This window comes from Mesorhizobium sp. KACC 23794 (assembly GCF_052180275.1).
Classification (GTDB): Bacteria; Pseudomonadota; Alphaproteobacteria; order Rhizobiales; family Rhizobiaceae; genus Kumtagia.
Genome location: NZ_CP197465.1, coordinates 638,993 through 655,119 on the forward strand (window position 1 = coordinate 638,993; position 16,127 = coordinate 655,119).

14 protein-coding genes are annotated in these 16,127 nt (G+C 64.8%); 4 read left to right on the top strand and 10 right to left on the bottom strand.

Annotation, left to right across the window (positions count from 1 at the left end):
- Position 1 precedes the first annotated feature (1 nt).
- From ACSBOB_RS03340 to msrB, 3 genes are read left to right on the top strand one after another with little or no spacing between them, the layout of a single operon-like run.
- Positions 2-1,192: a vWA domain-containing protein gene (locus tag ACSBOB_RS03340; protein ID WP_442581053.1), complete on the top strand. Its 1,191-nt coding sequence runs from the start codon at positions 2-4 to the stop codon at positions 1,190-1,192.
- 1 nt (position 1,193) lies between these two features.
- Positions 1,194-1,544 (top strand): hypothetical protein, encoded by a 351-nt coding sequence (locus ACSBOB_RS03345; RefSeq protein ID WP_442581054.1) that lies wholly within the window; start codon positions 1,194-1,196, stop codon positions 1,542-1,544.
- Positions 1,545-1,598: 54 nt separating this feature from the next.
- The gene (gene msrB, locus ACSBOB_RS03350; RefSeq protein ID WP_442581055.1) at positions 1,599-2,009 is read left to right on the top strand and encodes a peptide-methionine (R)-S-oxide reductase MsrB; all 411 of its coding nucleotides are present in this window, start codon (positions 1,599-1,601) and stop codon (positions 2,007-2,009) included.
- Positions 2,010-2,046: 37 nt separating this feature from the next.
- On the opposite strand, the gene ACSBOB_RS03355 is transcribed toward msrB, so the two are convergent.
- From ACSBOB_RS03355 to ACSBOB_RS03370, 4 genes are all read right to left on the bottom strand, one after another.
- Entirely contained in the window at positions 2,047-2,391 is a 345-nt protein-coding gene (locus tag ACSBOB_RS03355; protein WP_442581056.1) for a hypothetical protein, read from the bottom strand.
- A gap of 20 nt (positions 2,392-2,411) precedes the next feature.
- Complete coding sequence (locus tag ACSBOB_RS03360; RefSeq protein ID WP_442581057.1) at positions 2,412-2,816, bottom strand: hypothetical protein; 405 nt, start codon at positions 2,814-2,816, stop codon at positions 2,412-2,414.
- A gap of 145 nt (positions 2,817-2,961) precedes the next feature.
- Positions 2,962-3,144: a 50S ribosomal protein L32 gene (gene rpmF, locus ACSBOB_RS03365; protein ID WP_006203806.1), complete on the bottom strand. Its 183-nt coding sequence runs from the start codon at positions 3,142-3,144 to the stop codon at positions 2,962-2,964.
- Positions 3,145-3,294: 150 nt separating this feature from the next.
- Positions 3,295-3,963, bottom strand: a complete 669-nt coding sequence (locus ACSBOB_RS03370; protein WP_442583623.1) for a biosynthetic peptidoglycan transglycosylase — start codon at positions 3,961-3,963, stop codon at positions 3,295-3,297.
- Positions 3,964-4,150: 187 nt separating this feature from the next.
- Here ACSBOB_RS03370 and ACSBOB_RS03375 point away from each other — a divergent pair, with 187 nt between their 5' ends.
- Complete coding sequence (locus tag ACSBOB_RS03375) at positions 4,151-5,086, top strand: polyprenyl synthetase family protein (RefSeq protein ID WP_442581058.1); 936 nt, start codon at positions 4,151-4,153, stop codon at positions 5,084-5,086.
- 53 nt (positions 5,087-5,139) lie between these two features.
- Here ACSBOB_RS03375 and ACSBOB_RS03380 read toward each other — a convergent pair whose 3' ends face one another.
- The 6 genes from ACSBOB_RS03380 to ACSBOB_RS03405 form a co-directional block, all read right to left on the bottom strand.
- On the bottom strand, positions 5,140-5,964 hold the full coding sequence (locus ACSBOB_RS03380) for a lytic transglycosylase domain-containing protein (protein ID WP_442583624.1): 825 nt from the start codon (positions 5,962-5,964) through the stop codon (positions 5,140-5,142).
- Positions 5,965-6,048: 84 nt separating this feature from the next.
- The gene (gene ispG / locus ACSBOB_RS03385) at positions 6,049-7,302 is read right to left on the bottom strand and encodes a flavodoxin-dependent (E)-4-hydroxy-3-methylbut-2-enyl-diphosphate synthase (protein ID WP_442581059.1); all 1,254 of its coding nucleotides are present in this window, start codon (positions 7,300-7,302) and stop codon (positions 6,049-6,051) included.
- 119 nt (positions 7,303-7,421) lie between these two features.
- Complete coding sequence (locus ACSBOB_RS03390) at positions 7,422-9,047, bottom strand: MFS transporter (protein WP_442581060.1); 1,626 nt, start codon at positions 9,045-9,047, stop codon at positions 7,422-7,424.
- A gap of 207 nt (positions 9,048-9,254) precedes the next feature.
- Positions 9,255-12,419 (bottom strand): efflux RND transporter permease subunit, encoded by a 3,165-nt coding sequence (locus tag ACSBOB_RS03395; protein WP_442581061.1) that lies wholly within the window; start codon positions 12,417-12,419, stop codon positions 9,255-9,257.
- 27 nt (positions 12,420-12,446) lie between these two features.
- On the bottom strand, positions 12,447-13,583 hold the full coding sequence (locus ACSBOB_RS03400) for an efflux RND transporter periplasmic adaptor subunit (RefSeq protein WP_442581062.1): 1,137 nt from the start codon (positions 13,581-13,583) through the stop codon (positions 12,447-12,449).
- Positions 13,584-13,849: 266 nt separating this feature from the next.
- Positions 13,850-16,126 (bottom strand): molybdopterin cofactor-binding domain-containing protein, encoded by a 2,277-nt coding sequence (locus tag ACSBOB_RS03405; RefSeq protein WP_442581063.1) that lies wholly within the window; start codon positions 16,124-16,126, stop codon positions 13,850-13,852.
- Between the last annotated feature and the right edge of the window lies 1 nt (position 16,127).

Consider the following 16,127-nt stretch of genomic DNA (forward strand, 5'->3'; position numbering starts at 1 on the left):
CATGTTCCTTCCCTTCTTCCTTGAATTGAAAGCCGCGAAAGTTCCCGTCTCGCTGCGCGAATATCTGACCTTGCTCGAGGGTATGGAAACGGGGCTCGTCGACTATGACGTCGAGGGATTTTATTACCTTGCCCGCTCGGCGCTGGTGAAGGACGAGCGGCATATCGACCGCTTCGACCAGGTTTTCGCCCATGTCTTCAGGGGCGTCGAGGCGCTGGCCGGCGAGGCGGCGATGGATGTCGCGACGCTTCCGGAGGAGTGGCTGCGGCGGCTGGCCGAAAAGCACCTTTCCGACGAGGAGAAAAAACTCGTCGAGGCGCTGGGCGGCTGGGAAAAGCTGATGGAGACGCTGAAGAAGCGGCTGGAGGAGCAGAAGGGCCGGCACCAGGGCGGTTCGAAATGGATCGGCACGGCCGGCACTTCGCCCTTCGGCGCCTATGGCTACAACCCCGAAGGCGTGCGCATCGGCCAGCACGAAAGCCGCAACCGGCGCGCGGTAAAGGTGTGGGACAAGCGCGAGTTCAGGAATTTCGACGATTCCGTCGAGCTTGGCACCCGCAACATCAAGGTCGCGCTGAAGCGCCTGCGGCGGTGGGTTCGGGATGGGGCGGTCGAGGAACTCGACCTGCCCGGCACCATCCACGCCACCGCCGAGCATGGCTATCTCGACGTGAAGACGCGGCCGGAACGCCGCAACGCGGTGAAGCTCCTGATGTTCTTCGATGTCGGCGGCTCGATGGACGACCACATCAGGAGCGTCGAGGAACTGTTTTCCGCGGCGCGCGTCGAGTTCCGGCAGCTCGAATATTTCTATTTCCACAACTGCCTCTATGAGGGCGTGTGGAAGGACAACCGCCGGCGCCACGCCGAGGTGATCCCGACGCTGGACGTGCTGCACAAATACGGCCACGACTACAAGGTGATCTTCGTCGGCGATGCTTCGATGAGCCCTTACGAGGTCACAATGGCAGGCGGCTCCGTCGAGCACTGGAACCCGGAGGCCGGCGCCGTCTGGCTGGCTCGCGTGCTCGCGCAATGGCCGAACGCCATCTGGCTGAACCCGGTGCCGCACAAGCACTGGGGCTACACACATTCGATCGGGCTGATCCGCGAGGCATTTTCCGACCGCATGTATCCGCTGACGCTGGCCGGGCTGGAGGCGGCGACCAGAGAGCTGTCGAGGAGGCATTGAGATGCCGAAGGATCGCTACACGAGTGTCGAGGAGCAGGTCGAATACGGGCTCGACACGATCCCGGAAGATCGGGTCGTTTCAGTTCCGTTACGGGATTTGATGTACGCCTTCCAAACCCTCGGTGAACTCGCCCGCTTTTTCCACCAGCCGCTGCATTGGCAATCGCACGAGGACGTTGCCGAGTTCATAGGGAACAAGAACAGCGGTGCGCTGCATGTCATCCATGAAAGCTATTATCGTCGTTTGAGAGACACTCTACCGCCAGACATCGAAGCTGCGTTTGATACCGACCGTTTCGACAACCCGAAGTCGCCCTATTATTATGAGCCGAAGGGTGACCAGAAGCCCTGAAAACAGAGCCGGTCGGAACCTACATCAGGCGAAACCGAAGAGCAGGAGACAGCAATGGACAGCCACAGCTATCCCGTGACCCGCACCGACGCCGAATGGCGCGCGCTGCTCAGCCCCGAACAATATGCGGTCATGCGCAACCACGGCACCGAGCGGCCGGGCAGTTGCGCGCTGCTTCATGAAAAGCGCGCCGGCACGTTCAAATGCGCCGGCTGCGACCAGCCTCTCTTCGAATCCAAGCTGAAGTTCGAGAGCGGCACCGGCTGGCCGAGCTTCAACGACCCGGTTCCGGGGGCGGTCGAGAACACGGTCGATCGCAGCTACGGCATGGTGCGCACCGAGTGCCACTGCTCGCGCTGCGGCAGCCACCTCGGCCACGTCTTCGAGGACGGCCCGCCGCCGACCTATCTGCGCTACTGCATCAACGGCGTGGCGCTGAATTTCGAGGCCGCGCAACCGGTCTGACTCGGCAAAGCCAGCGGCAAAAGTGGCCGTTAAGGCTTCAAATCACGATCGCGGCGATCAGCCAGAGCAGGGATAGGGTCTGGTAGAAAAACCCTGCCAAGCCGCCGCGACGGTCGGCGGTGCGCCATACGGCGAAGGTCAGGAAGAGGTTGTAGGGCAGCGGTCCGAAATGGACGGCGAGCGCGATCAGGAGAGGCGTCTTCGCGGCAAGCAGGCCGAGCGAGGCAAAAGTCGCGGCGATGTTGATCGCCGTGCCGACGACGATCGTGTCGCGCCAGAACAGCCTTCCCAGCGGGATTTCGCCCATCCAGCGCGCGGCGAAGAAACCGCCTATGCCGCTTCTCCCGGCGACGTGGCGGTTGGCATCATCGCCTGCGGCCATCGCCAGGACCTTCCGGCCGCTCAGTCGACGTTCAGGTCGCGGCCGGCCGTGCGGATGGTCACCGAGAAGCCGGCGAGCACGTCGATCAGCGTGATTACCATCAGCGTGAAGAAGACCGGATGCGCCGCGCCGCGCACCAGCAGGAATTCGACGAGGAAGGCGACGAAGACGAAGGTCGAAAGCAAATGGTCGACGATCGAGGCGTTGGAGGAGCGCGTCGACTTCATCATCTCGACGAACAGCAGCACCAGCGCGATGGTGATGAGGAGATCGCCGATCGACATCGTCCAGACGCCGCCCGACATCATGGTCACCGAAAAGATTTCCGCCGCGAAGGGGTCTGCCGCCGTTCCGCCGAACAGGCCGGCGAGACCGAGATTGTAGAGCAAGAACGGGATGATCAGCAGCGGAACCATGCCCAGCATTTTTTGCACACCTCGGCGATTGGAGCCCGACCTATTCCAGCCAGCCCCCGGCTACGTCAAGCCCGATCACCCCGGCGAGGAATCCCGGACGCAAAAAGACCGGCGCAAGGCCGGTCCCTTCAAACCAGTCCGAAAAGCCGAATGCTCAGCTTTCCTTGGGTTCCAGAACCTGACGGCCGCGATACATGCCGGTCTTCAGGTCGATATGGTGGGGACGGCGCATTTCGCCGGAGTTCTTGTCCTCGACATAGGTCGGGGCCTTGAGCGCATCGGCGGAGCGGCGCATGCCGCGCTTCGACGGCGAAGTCTTTCTTTTTGGCACTGCCATGGACGTATTCCTTCGGTCAATGGACCCGGCTGCTCTGGCAAAGGGAGCCGCGCGTTCCGGGCCGGTATGAGAAATCCAGCGCGCCTATACACGCGCGAGCCGCCTTTGGCCAGCGCATTGGTCAATATTTTTTAGCCGCGCGCCCAGCCGTCAGTCGATGCACTGGACATAATCGCCCGACCGGGAGGCGAGGCGCTGCACACGGTTGGCCAGGAAACGCATCTCGCGCGACGGCTTCGCAGGATTGCGCAGGATCGGATTGGGCAGGGTCACCGCCAGCAGCGCGGCCTGCTTGCGGCTGAGGTTCTTCGCCGAAACGCCGAAATGATGCTGCGCGCCGGCCTCGATGCCATATATGCCCGGCCCCCATTCGGCGATGTTGAGATAGATCTCCATGATCCGGCGTTTCGACATCACCAGATCGACATAGGTGGCGTAGGGGAGTTCAAGGACCTTTCGAACGGTTCCGAACGGGCGGGGCCACAGATAGAGGTTCTTCACCGACTGCATGGTGATGGTCGACGCCCCGCGCGACGGGCCTCTCGGGTCGAGAATGACTTTCTTGAGTTCTCCCAGATCGACGCCGTAGTGGTTACAGAACTGGCCGTCCTCCGACATGATGACGGAGTGGATGAGAACCGGTGAGACGTCGTCGATCGAAACCCATTGCCGGTCGTAGCCCTTGAGCGTCACGAGGTCGGCGAGCATCAGCGTCGAGATGGGCCGGACGAAGGGCGGCAGATAGAGGATCGTCAGCACCACAGGGATCAGCGCCAGCACGATGGCGATCTTGAACAGCCGTCGCAGCCAGAAACGCATGCCGCGCCGGCTGGTTCGGCCGCTCTTCGCTGCCACCTCCCCGGTCTCCGATTGCACGGTCTCGCCCAAGCCATCCGCCTTCGCGTTCTACCCCAACCGGAATAATGGTGACTGGACGCAAGCGCAACGGCTGCCACCGTATAAGCACCGGCTTGACCATGGCTGCGTATCGCCTAAACGGGGCGGCATGACGATCCTGAGCCCGTCCGACTTTGAAGAGCGTCTCGGCCGGCGCGCGCGCCAGGTCGAAGACCTGCTGCGCAAGTTGCTCGACGACAAGCCGCGCGACGGCGAGATCACGCGGCCGCCGACGCTGCTCGCCGCCATGCGCCACGGCGTGCTCAATGGCGGAAAGCGGCTCAGGCCGTTCCTGGTGCTGGAGAGCGCGGCGCTGTTCGGCCATGACGGCCAGGATGCTCTGACGGTCGCGGCGGCGCTGGAATGCGTGCATTGTTATTCGCTGATCCATGACGATCTGCCCGCCATGGACGACGACGATCTGCGCCGAGGCCAGCCCACCGTGCATCGCGCCTTCGACGAGGCAAGCGCCATCCTGGCGGGCGACAGCCTGCTGACGCTGGCCTTCGATATCCTGACCGATGATGCTTCGTCCGGACCGCGCGAGGTTGCGGGGTCGGCGCGGCGCCGGCTCGAACTGGTGCGCGGGTTGGCCCGGGCGGCTGGGGTCGGCGGCATGGCGGGAGGGCAGGCGCTCGACCTTGCTGCCGAGAAGGCCATGCCTGACGAGGCCGGCATCATCACGCTGCAGGCGATGAAGACGGGTGCTTTGATCCGCTTCGCTTGCGAGGCGGGCGCGATTGTCGCCGACGCTGGTCCGGCGGACCGCGAGAGGCTGGCGGAATTCGGCTCGGCAATCGGCCTCGCTTTCCAGTTGGCCGACGATCTGCTCGACGTAACCGCCACACCCAAGACAATGGGCAAGGCGACGGGCAAGGACGCCGCCGCCGGCAAGGCGACGCTGGTGGCGCTGCATGGCGCTGGCTGGGCGCGGCGGCAACTGGGGGGGTTGGTCGAACAGGCGCATGACCTGCTCAGGCCCTATGGCGAGAGCGGCGCCACCCTGAAATCGGTCGCGACTTTCATCGCCGAGCGGGACCGGTAGCCGGGCACGCCCTTGCGGGCGCCGGTAAGAAGTAGAAATTCCGCGTCCAGATTTTATCGGTTCCGCATCACGATGCAGGAGCCGCCCGCCGAGCGCAAAGTGGCGCAGATCTTGTTGGCCGTCGCCCGGTCGTCGGCGCCGATGCGCACGGCATAGATGCCGCGGCGGCCGCGCGGCGTGCGCACCCGGCTGACGACGGGATCGGGATTCTTCAGGATCTTGCTGAAGCGGCCGGCGATGCGCTGCCATTGCTTTATCGCGGCGGCACGGCGGAAGTTGCCGGCGACTTGCACGCCCCAGGGCTTTGTCGCGATGGTCGCCATGGCGATGGTCTGCGCATAGATGGTGCGCATCTCGCGGCAGGCTTCGTGGAACGGCCGCTTTGGGTCGAGTGGGCGGATCGTGCCGAGATAGGTGCGCTCGGAAAAATTGTCGGCAGGTTCGCCCATGATGTCGAGCACATATTCGTCGGTTTCCAGCGGGAGGAAGCCGCCCGACGAAAGCCAGCGCGTCACCCGCGTTTCGCCGGCATTGTAGGCCGCCGCGGTGAGGCCGAGATTGCCGAAGCCGGCGCGCATTTCAGCAAGATAGCGGGCGGAGGCCGGCAGCGCCTGGGTGACGTCGAAGGAATTCTTGAGCTTCCGCATCTTCGCCGTGCCCGGCATGAACTGTGCTATGCCTTCCGCTCCGGCTGGACTGACGGCGTCTGGATCGAAACGGCTTTCCTTCCAGATCAGCCGAGCGAAGAAATCGCGCGGCAGGCCGTTGGCGCGGGCATGGATGTCGATCAGGTCGCAGATGCGCGCCGTCGTCATGATGCGCGATTTCGGCGGGTCGGCGAGGGCCGTCCCATCGCCGAGGCAAAGCCCAAACACCAGGGCAAACGGCGAAAAGCACCAGAACCTGGCATGGAAAAGCCTCAGAAGCGACAGCCCGATATGGACCGCCCGCCTGAACACGCCCTACTCCGCCGCCTGCCTGCCGGACTGGCCGAAGCGGGCGTCGATATAGTCGGCGACCATCTTCTCGAATTCGCCGGCAATGTCGGGGCCGCGCAGCGTCGCGGCCTTGCGCCCGTCGATGAACACCGGGGCGGTGGGCGTCTCGCCGGTGCCGGGCAATGAGATGCCGATGTCGGCATGCTTCGATTCGCCGGGGCCGTTGACGATGCAGCCCATGACGGCGACCTTCAGTTCCTCGACGCCGGGGTACTTTTCACGCCAGACCGGCATGTTCTTGCGCAGGTCCGCCTGGATGTTCTGGGCGAGTTCCTGGAACACAGTCGAGGTGGTCCGGCCGCAGCCGGGGCAGGCGGCGACCACCGGCACGAACTGCCGGAACCCCATCGTCTGCAACAGTTCCTGCGCGACCTGCACCTCGCGGGTGCGGTCGCCGTTCGGCTCCGGCGTCAGCGAGATACGGATGGTGTCGCCGATGCCCTGCTGCAGCAGAATGCCCATGGCGGCGGACGAAGCGACGATGCCCTTCGAGCCCATGCCGGCCTCGGTCAGGCCGAGATGCAGCGCATGGTCGGATCGGCTGGCGAGTTGGGTGTAGACGGCGATGAGGTCTTGAACGCGGCTGACCTTGGCCGACAAGATAATCTTGTCGCGCGGCAGGCCGATTTCTTCCGCCGCCTCCGCGGAGAGCAGCGCGGAGCGAACGATCGCCTCGCGGGTCACCTCGTCGGCGGTCAATGGCGCACCGTTCTTCTGGTTCTCGTCCATCAGGGCCGTCAGCAAGTCCTGGTCGAGCGATCCCCAGTTGACGCCGATGCGCACCGGCTTGCCGTAGCGGATCGCCGTCTCGACGATCGCCCCGAACTGCCGGTCCTTCTTTTCCTTGAAGCCGACATTGCCCGGGTTGATCCGGTATTTCGCCAGCGCCTCGGCGCAGGCCGGGTGATCGGCCAGCAGCTTGTGGCCGATATAATGGAAGTCGCCCACCAGTGGCACATTGATGCCCAACCGGTCGAGTCGCTCGCGGATGCCGGGAACGGCCGCCGCACTCTCGTCGCGGTCGACGGTGATGCGCACGATCTCGGAGCCGGCCTTCGCAAGTGCTGCGACCTGCGCGACTGTGCCGTCGACATCGGCCGTGTCGGTGTTGGTCATCGACTGGACGACCACTGGCGCGTCGCCACCCACCATGACGCCGCCCACATTCACGCCAACTGAACGCCTCCGCGGCAAGGGGAAGGGTTGGTATCCGGTCATGGCCGGCTGGCCTCATCGGTCGGTGAATTCAGCCCATGAGGTGGAGGATGCGGCAATACTTGTCAATGGCGCGCTTGCCGCGCGAAAGCGGAAAGCATGCAACGCGAGGCTCCGCTCGATCATATATCCACCGGCGGCTTCACCTGCAGGCCGGGCTCGGTCCAGTCGGTGGGGCGCATGACCATGCGGTGCACCTTTGGCGGCTCGGCGCCGCTGTGGAGGGCGCGAACGCAGTCGTCCACGACGGCGTCGGCCTGGGTGCGGCGCTGGTTGTGGCGCAGATAATCATGCCAGGTCGGGACGTGATAGGACTCGATCCACTGTTCGGGTTTTTCAGTGTCGCGGAGCAGTTCCCATTGCCGCGCGCCGTCGCGGCGGCGGATGCGTTCGCGGTCCTGCATGGCCTTCAGGAAGGCGCGCGTGTCCTGTTCCTTGATGACGTATTCAATGAGGATCGCCACGGGGCCGCTGCGGCCGCGCAGGTCGAGCGCGACGCTGGGCGTCCGGAAGCGGTTGAGGGGATCGAGATTGTCGGAGGTCTTTTCCGGCAACGCCAGTTTCAGGCCGATGGCTGCCCCCAAGAGCATGACCCCGGCGGCCGACAGTAGCGCGACGTCCGTGCCATGCTCCTCCGCCACCAGACCCCACACCCAGCTGCCCATCGCCATGCCGCCGAAAGTCGCTGTCTGGTACAGCGCCAGCGCCCGGCCGAGCACCCAGCGCGGCGTCGACAATTGAACCGTGACGTTGAACATCGACAGGGCGAACACCCAGCTTGCACCGCCGATGGCGACGCCCAGCCCGGCGATCCAGGCATTCGGGGCGAGCGCGATGATCGTCGCGCTGCCGGCAAAGGCGATGAAGGCGGCGCGCGCGATCGCCTCGTTCGACCAGTTCTCGCGCATCCGGCCGCCAAGGAAGGCGCCGCCGATCGCGCCGATGCCGTAGCAGCCGAGCAGCAGGCCGTAGAGCAGGGGGCCGCCGCGCGGCAGGTCACGCGCCACCAGCGGCAGCATCGCCAGCACCACGATGGCGCTGAAGCCGAAGACGAAGCCGCGCAGCATCACTTTTTCGATATGCGGCGACATGGCGACGTAGCGGAGGCCCGCCGTCATGGCCGGGCCGAGCGTTTCCGGCGGGAGCGAGCTTGGAATGGTGTCGCGCTTCCAGCGCGCGATGACGAAGATCAGCGGGAGATAGCTGAGCACATTAACAGCGAAGGCGGCAGCCGCGCCCGCGGTAGCGACGATGATGCCGCCAATTGCCGGTCCGACGCTGCGGGTCAGGTTGAAATTGACGCTGTTCAGCACCACCGCCGCGGAGAGCAGGGGGCGCGGCACCATATCGCCGACGGAGGCCTGCCAGGACGGGTTGTTGAGCGCCGTGCCGCAGCCGATCAAGAAGGTGAAGACCAGCAGCAGCCAGGGGTTCAGCACGTTCAGGTAACCGCAGACCGCCAGCAGGATGGATACCGCCAGCATCAGCAGTTGGGCGGTGAGCATCACCCGGCGGCGATCGAAATTGTCGGCGATCGCGCCGGCAGCCAGCGAAAAGATCATGACCGGCAGCGTGGTCGACGCCTGGACCAGGGCCACCATGTCGTCGGAAGCGGAGATGGATGTCATCAGCCATGCGGCGCCGACCGACTGGATCAGGCCGCCGAGATTGGATGCGAGGCTGGCGAACCAAATTGCCCGGAACACGGGATGCCCCATGGGAGCCAGGGGCGATATGCGGTCGGTCACCGGCGGGTTCCTCCTTCGCAACCGCGGCTAAACCAGATTTTCCGGTGATTTCATAGCGTCTTCGCGCGCCAGCGAGAACCGGTGCAGTCGCCGGGAGCTTGCTGGACCAATGCCTTGCGGGTTCGGCTCGTACAAGCTCCGGCGAGATGCCGGTCAGTCGTCAGGTTGCTCAGGGCATCTGGGCACTGGGCCGGAAGTGGAAGGCCGCTACTCGGCGGCCTTGGGGAAGGGTACTGGAGCCGCGGCCGGCTTCGGCTCAGGGAGGGCTTGAGCGGCCTTGTTGCGCCGGAAGACGCGACGGAAGAAGCCGTAGACCTTGCTGTTCTTGCTGCGCGTGAAAACCATCAGCATGGACGGGGTGACGATCAGCGTCAGCACCGTGGCGAAGGACAGGCCGAAGACGATCGCCGAGGACAGCGCGATCCACCATTGGGTCGACGGCGCGTTGATCGTCGTCTCCTGGTGGAAGATCTCCAGCCCGAGGCCGAAGGCGATCGGCAGCACGCCGAGGATCGCCGACACAGCCGTCAGCACCACGGGTCGGGCGCGCTCGCGGCAGGTCTGCAGCACCGCGTCCTCCTTCTCCCAGCCTTCCTCGCGCAGCCGGTCGTAGGTGTCGATCAGCACGATGTTGTTGTTCACCACCACGCCGGCCAGCGCGATGAAGCCGATGCCGGACATGACGATGACGAAGGTCTGCCCGGTGAGCAGCATGCCAAGCAAGGCGCCGACGATCGCCATGACGACGCAGGTCAGGACAAGGATGACACTGGTGAACTTGTTGAACTGCGCGAGCAGCACGATGAAGATCAGGAACATCGCAGCGCCGAAGGCGCTGACCAGGAAGGCGCCCGCCTCGGCGCTGTCCTCGTTGGAGCCGGCCAGCTTCCAGTCGACGCCGGTCTTGGCCATGTCGCCGACGACCTTGCTGACCGCTGCCTGTACCTCCGCCACCTGGAAACCCGAGGCGACGTTGGCCTGAATGGTGATTGTGCGCTTGCCGTCGATACGGTTGAGGACGCCAACCGTGGGTTCCGGCTTGCGGGTGACGAAGTTCGAGATCGGCACCGAACCCTGCGCGGTCTCGATACGGAGATCGTCGAGAGCCGATAGCGTGCGACGATTTTCGGGGAGCCGCAGCCGGATGTCCACGGCGTCGTCGGCGCCCGGCGGCCGGTAGTCGGTCAGCTTCAGGCCTGTGGTGACGAGCTGCACGACCGTGCCGACCGCTACTGGCGAAATGCCGTATTGCGCGGCCTTCGATCGATCGATCTGTAGCGCCCAGTCGACGCCGGGTGGCGGCAGGCCGTCAGACAGGTCGATGACGCCCGGCACTTTTGCGACGGCGCCGGCGACCTGCTTGGCGTAATCGTTGAGCCCCGTCGGATCGGTGGCTGAAAGCTGGACCTGGATCGCCTTGCCGGTCGGCGGTCCCGCGTCGGGGACGCGCACCTCGACGTCGACGCCGGGAATGCCGGCCATGGCGACGCGCAGATCGTCAAGGATCTGATGCGCCGACTTGCGCTCGCGCCAGTCGATGAACTCGTAGTTGATGACGCCGACGACGTCCTCGGGGATGTCTTCCCCGCCACGCGTCTTGCCGACCTTGGTCAGCACGGACTTGATGCCCGGCCACCCCAGCATGCGGTCCTCGGCGATGCGGGTCGCCGCATCCATCTCCTCGAGCGAGAGGTTGCCACGCGCATGCACGTAGAGCAGGCCGTAGTCGGGTTCGACGGTCGGGAAGAACTCCACCCCATTGCCGTATTTGACATAGGCGTACATGCCGCCGCCGAGCAGCAGGACGGTCAGCAGCAGCGCGGTGATCGGCCAATGCACGGCGGTCTTGACCACCGCCATGTAGGCGCCGTCGCGGTTATCGTGCTCGCCATGCAGCGGCGCCTTGCCAATGAGCGCGCCGATCGCCGGCGCGAAGATCAGCGCGTAAGCCATCGACGCCGCCAGCGTGACGATCAGCGTGATTGGCAAATATTTCATGAAATCGCCGACGATGCCGGGCCAGAACAGCAGCGGCGAGAAGGCAGCGATGCGCGTCAGCGTCGCCGCGATGACAGGACCGGCCATGCGCTTGGCCGCTTCCTCGAAGGCCTGCGCCTTCGGCATGCCTTCGCCCATCCGCCGCTCGGCGTATTCTGTGACGATGATGGCGTCGTCGACCAGCATGCCGACCGCCAGGATCAGGCTGAACAGCACGATCATGTTGATCGTGTAGCCCATCAGCGCCAAGAGCAGGATGCCCATCAGGAACGACGACGGGATGGCGAGGCCGATGAGCAGCGAGGCGCGGCCGGACAGCGCGTAGAGAATGACGATGAAGACCAGGATGACCGCGATCAGCACGTGGTTCTGCAAATCGTTGAGCAACTGGTTGACGAAGGTCGACTTGTCCTGGGTATAGGTCACCGTCAGGTCGGGCAAAGTCTGCTTGTTCTGGTCCCGGAACTCTTCGGCGACCTTCTTGGCGCCTTCGATCGTCTGGACCACATTGGCGCCGATGCGCTTCTTGACGGCGATGGTGATAGCGCTCTTGCCGTCGATGCGGGCGATGGTCTCGGCATCCTTGAAGGTGGAGCGCACGGTGGCGAGGTCGCGGACGCGCACGACGGCGTCCTGGCCGGCCACGACCGGAAGGTTGGCGACATCCTCCGGCGTTTCGATCAACGCCGGCACCTTGACCGCATACTTGCCTTCCGAGCCTTCGATTGCACCGGCGGCGACGAGGCTGTTGGAGGCGCCGATGCCCTGGATCATCTGGTCGAGCTGCAGCCCGTAGGAAGCCAGCCGCATCGGATCGATGATGGCCTCGACCAGTTCGTCGCGCGAGCCCTGGATTTCACCTTCCAGAACGCCCGGCACCTCCTCGATGCGGTCGCGCAGCGTCTTTGCCGCCGCGGTCAGCACGCGCTCCGGGATATCGCCGGAGAGCGTCACGAAGACCACCGGGAATTCGGAGAGGTTGACCTCGTTGACGGTCGGCTCCTCGACGCCCGCCGGCAGGTCGCGCTTGGCGTCCTGCACCTTGTTGCGGGTATCGATCAGCGCGTCGCCCAGGTCGACCGACGGATCGAACTCGACGATGACGTTGGCGCCGCCCTGGAAGGCGTTCGACTTCATCTCCTTGAGCCCCTTGAGGCTCTTGAGCTGCGACTCCACCGGCCGCAGCAGCAGCCGCTCGGCATCCTCGGGCGAGATGCCCTGATAGATGAGGCTGACATACATGATCGGGATGGCGACGTCCGGTTCGGCCTCTTTCGGCACCGAGTTGTAGGCGAACGCCCCGGCAACGATAAGGAAGAGGAGCACCGACAGGGTCAGGCGCGCATTGCGTATGGCAAGCTTGACGATATCCATACCGTGTCGTCCCTCGCCGTGTCGACGCTAGTTGATGCCGGCGGCGTCGCCGACCAGCTTCTTGAGCATTGCCTCGTCGGCCGGCACGGCCTTCACATGCGCGCCTTCCGCGACGAGATCCTGTCCGGCGACGATAACGCGCGCGTCGGCGGGTATGCCGGCGAGCACCAGGCCCGTCGGGGTGTCGTCGACGATGTCGATTGGGAAAAACACGACCTTGTCCTCCTTGTCGACCGCGCGGATGCCGATGTCACCGGCGTCGCTCAGCGTCACCACCGAGCGCGGCAGCAGGATCGCGTCCGTCGGCTGTCCGCGCAACGTGATCTCCGCGGTCATGCCGGCCGGCAACTGCTTGTCCTCGTTGGGGATCGCTACCTCGATGCGGAAGGTGCGCGTCGTCGCGGAGGCATCACGGCTGATATAGCGCAATGAGCCCTTGACCCTGGCGCCGTCGACCAACTGGATATCCGCTTCGTCGCCGAGCTTGAGGTATGGCAGGTCGCGCTCGCTGACCTCACCAATGGCAAGCAGCGGGTCGAGGTTGATCAGCGTCGCCACCTCGGCGCCTGCAAGGATGGTGCTGCCGCGCTGGACAGGGACGCGATCGATCAGGCCGTTGAACGGGGCGTATATCTCGTATTGGGCAAGTTCGGCCTTGGCGCCTTCGAGTTGCGACTGGGCCGTGGCAAGCGCGGCGCGCGTCTGATCCGCCTGCAGCTTGGGCGCGTTTCCGCCCTTCACCAGCTTCTCGGCGGCATCGTACTCGGCCTGACGCTGAACGACCACGCTTTCGGCCATACGGATGGCCGCCTCCTTGTCCGCCGCATCGAGACGCAGCACGAGGTCTCCGCGATTGACGCGCTCGCCCTGCTTCACCGGCAGCCGCTCGATGACACCCATGACACGGGTGGCCAGCGTGACACGCTTGTCGGCTTCGGTCCGGCCGGAGATGCGGATCGCCCGCGCATGTTCCGTGCGGGGCGGCGTGATGACGGCGACCGTGCGCAGCACGACCGGAGGCTTCTCGGCCTCGGCTTTCGCAGCCGCGGCGTCGGCTTCCTGCGCGGCGCTGCCGACCGACGAGAATTTGCCGGTTCCCATCCAGCCGGCAAATGCGACCAGCACGACGACCGCAGCCACCTTATGGAATCTGAATTTCGACATGATCGCTTCCGTTTGCCGATCCAGCTACGCATTCGCAGCACCGCATATGGGTACGCACGGCAGCACTTGTACACCCGGTCGGCGGACCACCGGGAAAGCGCCGGACACGTACAACATCTCGTTCTCACCCAAAAGTAAGAATTTTTTATCAATCGATCAAAACGGCGGCGCGGAATTCAACCTTGCCCGCAAATCAACGTGCAATCCGCCGCCGTTGCGGTCTCGCTGCATGATGGCAGCAGCCGTCAGCAATATTGTCGCATAGCTCATACGAAGGATATTTCCTTGCCGAGCGGCAGCGAGCGGATGCGTTTTCCCGTGAGCGCAAAGATCGCATTGGCCAGCGCGGGCGCTGCCGGCGGCGTGCCGATCTCGCCGACGCCACCCATCTTGTGGAAGTTCTCCAGGATGGCGACCTCGAACTGCGGGCACTGATTGATGCGCATTGCGTCGAAATCGTGAAAATTCGACTGCTCGACCATGCCTTCGGCGAAAGTGATCTCCTGGCCCATCGCCGCCGACAGGCCGTAGATCGCGCCGGAAATGAGTTGTGCCTCGATGATGCCGGGATCGAGCGCGGTGCCGACATCCGCCGCGATCCAGACTTTTTCGATGCGGATGCCCGACGGGGTGTCTGCGACCTGCACGACCTCGCCGACCCAGCTGCCGAAGGACAGAGTGAAGGCAATGCCCTTCGCCTTTCCGGCGGGCAGTTCTTCGCCCCAACTTGCCATGGCGGCGACCTTCTCGACCACCTTCAGGGCTGCGGGATAGTCGGCCATCAGTTTTTTGCGCAGTTCGACCGGATCGGTTTTCCCGGCGACGGCGATCTCGTCCAGAAAGCCTTCGTGGAAAAAGCCGTTGAAGGAATTGCCGACAGAGCGCCACGACCCGACCGGGATGGTGACCGGCGCGGCGACGCCTGTGACCCGGTAGTTGGGGATGGTGTAGGGCTGGTTGTAGGCGCCGTCGACGATGGTCTTGTCCGGGCCGAGCGGCGACATCGAAGGAAACAGCCGCCGCAGGGTGCTGGCGATGATCGACGGCGCGGAGATTTTCATGTCGAGCGCGACGGGCAGGCCGTCGCCACCCAGCCGCGCCTGGAATTTTCCGGCGGCGGCGGGACGGTAGGCGTCCTGGCGCATATCCTGCTCGCGGGTCCACACGACCTTGACCGGACGCCCGCCGGTCTCCTTTGCCATCAGCGCCGCGCACAGCGAGAAATCGGCCTCGACACGACGGCCGAAGCCGCCGCCGAGCGACGGTGTGTGGATGTTGACCTTGGCTTCGTCGAGATGCAGCGCCGTGGCGCACAGCCGACGCGTGATCGTCGGCGCCTGGTTGCCGGCCCACAGGTCGAGCACGCCGTCCTTCAGCCGCGCCGTGGCGTTCATCGGCTCCATCGGGGCATGGGCGAGATAAGGCACCCAGTATTCGGCCTCGACCAGGCTTTCCGCCGGCGCGTCGGCAAAGGCGATGTCCACATCGCCATCGTCGCGCATGGCGGAACCGTCGGGCGAAGACAGGGCATCGGTGAGCACCTTGGCGATCGAGACGCTGTCAGGCGGATATTCCGGCGCGGCCCACTCCGCCTCGATGGCATCCGCTGCCTTGAACGCCGCCCAGGTGTTTTCCGCGATGATGCCGAAGCCGTGGCCATAGTGCGTTTCCAGCGGCACGATCTTAACGACGCCCGGCATCTTCTCGGCATTGGACAGATCGGCCCTGGCCGGTTTCGCCCAGAAGCGCGGGCTGAGTTTCACGGTGCCGAACAACATGTCCGGCAGCATCATATCCATGCCGAAGATCGGCGCGCCGGTGACCTTCGCCAGCATTTCGATGCGCTTCTGCGGCTTGCCGAGCACCGTCCAGGCGGATTTTTGCTTGAGCGGCGGGTCGATGGGCGGCGCCAGTTTCGCGGCGTCGAGTGCAACCTCGCCATAGCTCAGCGAGCGTCCCGAAGGCGCATGCACGATGTTGCCGGCGGCGGTTTTCAATTCGCTGGATGGGACTTGCAATCGTGTCGCGGCAGCCGCAACCAGCATGATCCGCGCGGCAGCGCCTGCCTGACGCATTTTGACAAAACCGTCGCGGGTCGAGGCCGAGCCGCCGGTGCCCTGCAGGCCGAAAATCTTGCTGACGCCGCCCATGACCGACCGCATGATCTCGGCGGTGACGCTCTCGTCGTAGAAGGCGAACGGCCCGCCTTCCTCGATCATCGCCGAATTGTAATAGGCCCAGGAGGCCGGGCCGTGCTCGACCTTCAGCGCTTCCAGCGGCACGTCGAGTTCTTCGGCAACCATGGCGGCGAGCGTCGTCGAGATGCCCTGGCCCATCTCGGCGCGCGGCGCGATCACGGTGATCGTGTTGTCGCTGGCGATCTTGACATAGGGATTGAAGGTGGCCTCGCCCTCGCCGAGGTTGCCTTCGAGCGGGTTGGGGTAAGGAGTCGCGACATACCAGTAGCCGAAGGCCGCACCGCCGGCGACGGCAGCAGCACCGAAGAGGAAGGCGCGGCGGGTGATCTTTCCGAGGCTGGCCATG

What these genes read in the sequence shown, in the direction of transcription:
- ACSBOB_RS03395 (WP_442581061.1), bottom strand. Translation starts at nt 12,419, where the DNA reads ATGGATATCGTCAAGCTTGCCATACGCAATGCGCGCCTGACCCTGTCG.
- ACSBOB_RS03360 (WP_442581057.1), bottom strand. Translation starts at nt 2,816, where the DNA reads ATGCTGGGCATGGTTCCGCTGCTGATCATCCCGTTCTTGCTCTACAAT.
- ACSBOB_RS03400 (WP_442581062.1), bottom strand. Translation starts at nt 13,583, where the DNA reads ATGTCGAAATTCAGATTCCATAAGGTGGCTGCGGTCGTCGTGCTGGTC.
- ACSBOB_RS03405 (WP_442581063.1), bottom strand. Translation starts at nt 16,126, where the DNA reads ATGGCCAGCCTCGGAAAGATCACCCGCCGCGCCTTCCTCTTCGGTGCT.
- ACSBOB_RS03345 (WP_442581054.1), top strand. Translation starts at nt 1,194, where the DNA reads ATGCCGAAGGATCGCTACACGAGTGTCGAGGAGCAGGTCGAATACGGG.
- rpmF (WP_006203806.1), bottom strand. Translation starts at nt 3,144, where the DNA reads ATGGCAGTGCCAAAAAGAAAGACTTCGCCGTCGAAGCGCGGCATGCGC.
- ACSBOB_RS03370 (WP_442583623.1), bottom strand. Translation starts at nt 3,963, where the DNA reads ATGCGTTTCTGGCTGCGACGGCTGTTCAAGATCGCCATCGTGCTGGCG.
- msrB (WP_442581055.1), top strand. Translation starts at nt 1,599, where the DNA reads ATGGACAGCCACAGCTATCCCGTGACCCGCACCGACGCCGAATGGCGC.
- ACSBOB_RS03340 (WP_442581053.1), top strand. Translation starts at nt 2, where the DNA reads ATGTTCCTTCCCTTCTTCCTTGAATTGAAAGCCGCGAAAGTTCCCGTC.
- ispG (WP_442581059.1), bottom strand. Translation starts at nt 7,302, where the DNA reads ATGACCGGATACCAACCCTTCCCCTTGCCGCGGAGGCGTTCAGTTGGC.
- ACSBOB_RS03375 (WP_442581058.1), top strand. Translation starts at nt 4,151, where the DNA reads ATGACGATCCTGAGCCCGTCCGACTTTGAAGAGCGTCTCGGCCGGCGC.
- ACSBOB_RS03355 (WP_442581056.1), bottom strand. Translation starts at nt 2,391, where the DNA reads ATGGCCGCAGGCGATGATGCCAACCGCCACGTCGCCGGGAGAAGCGGC.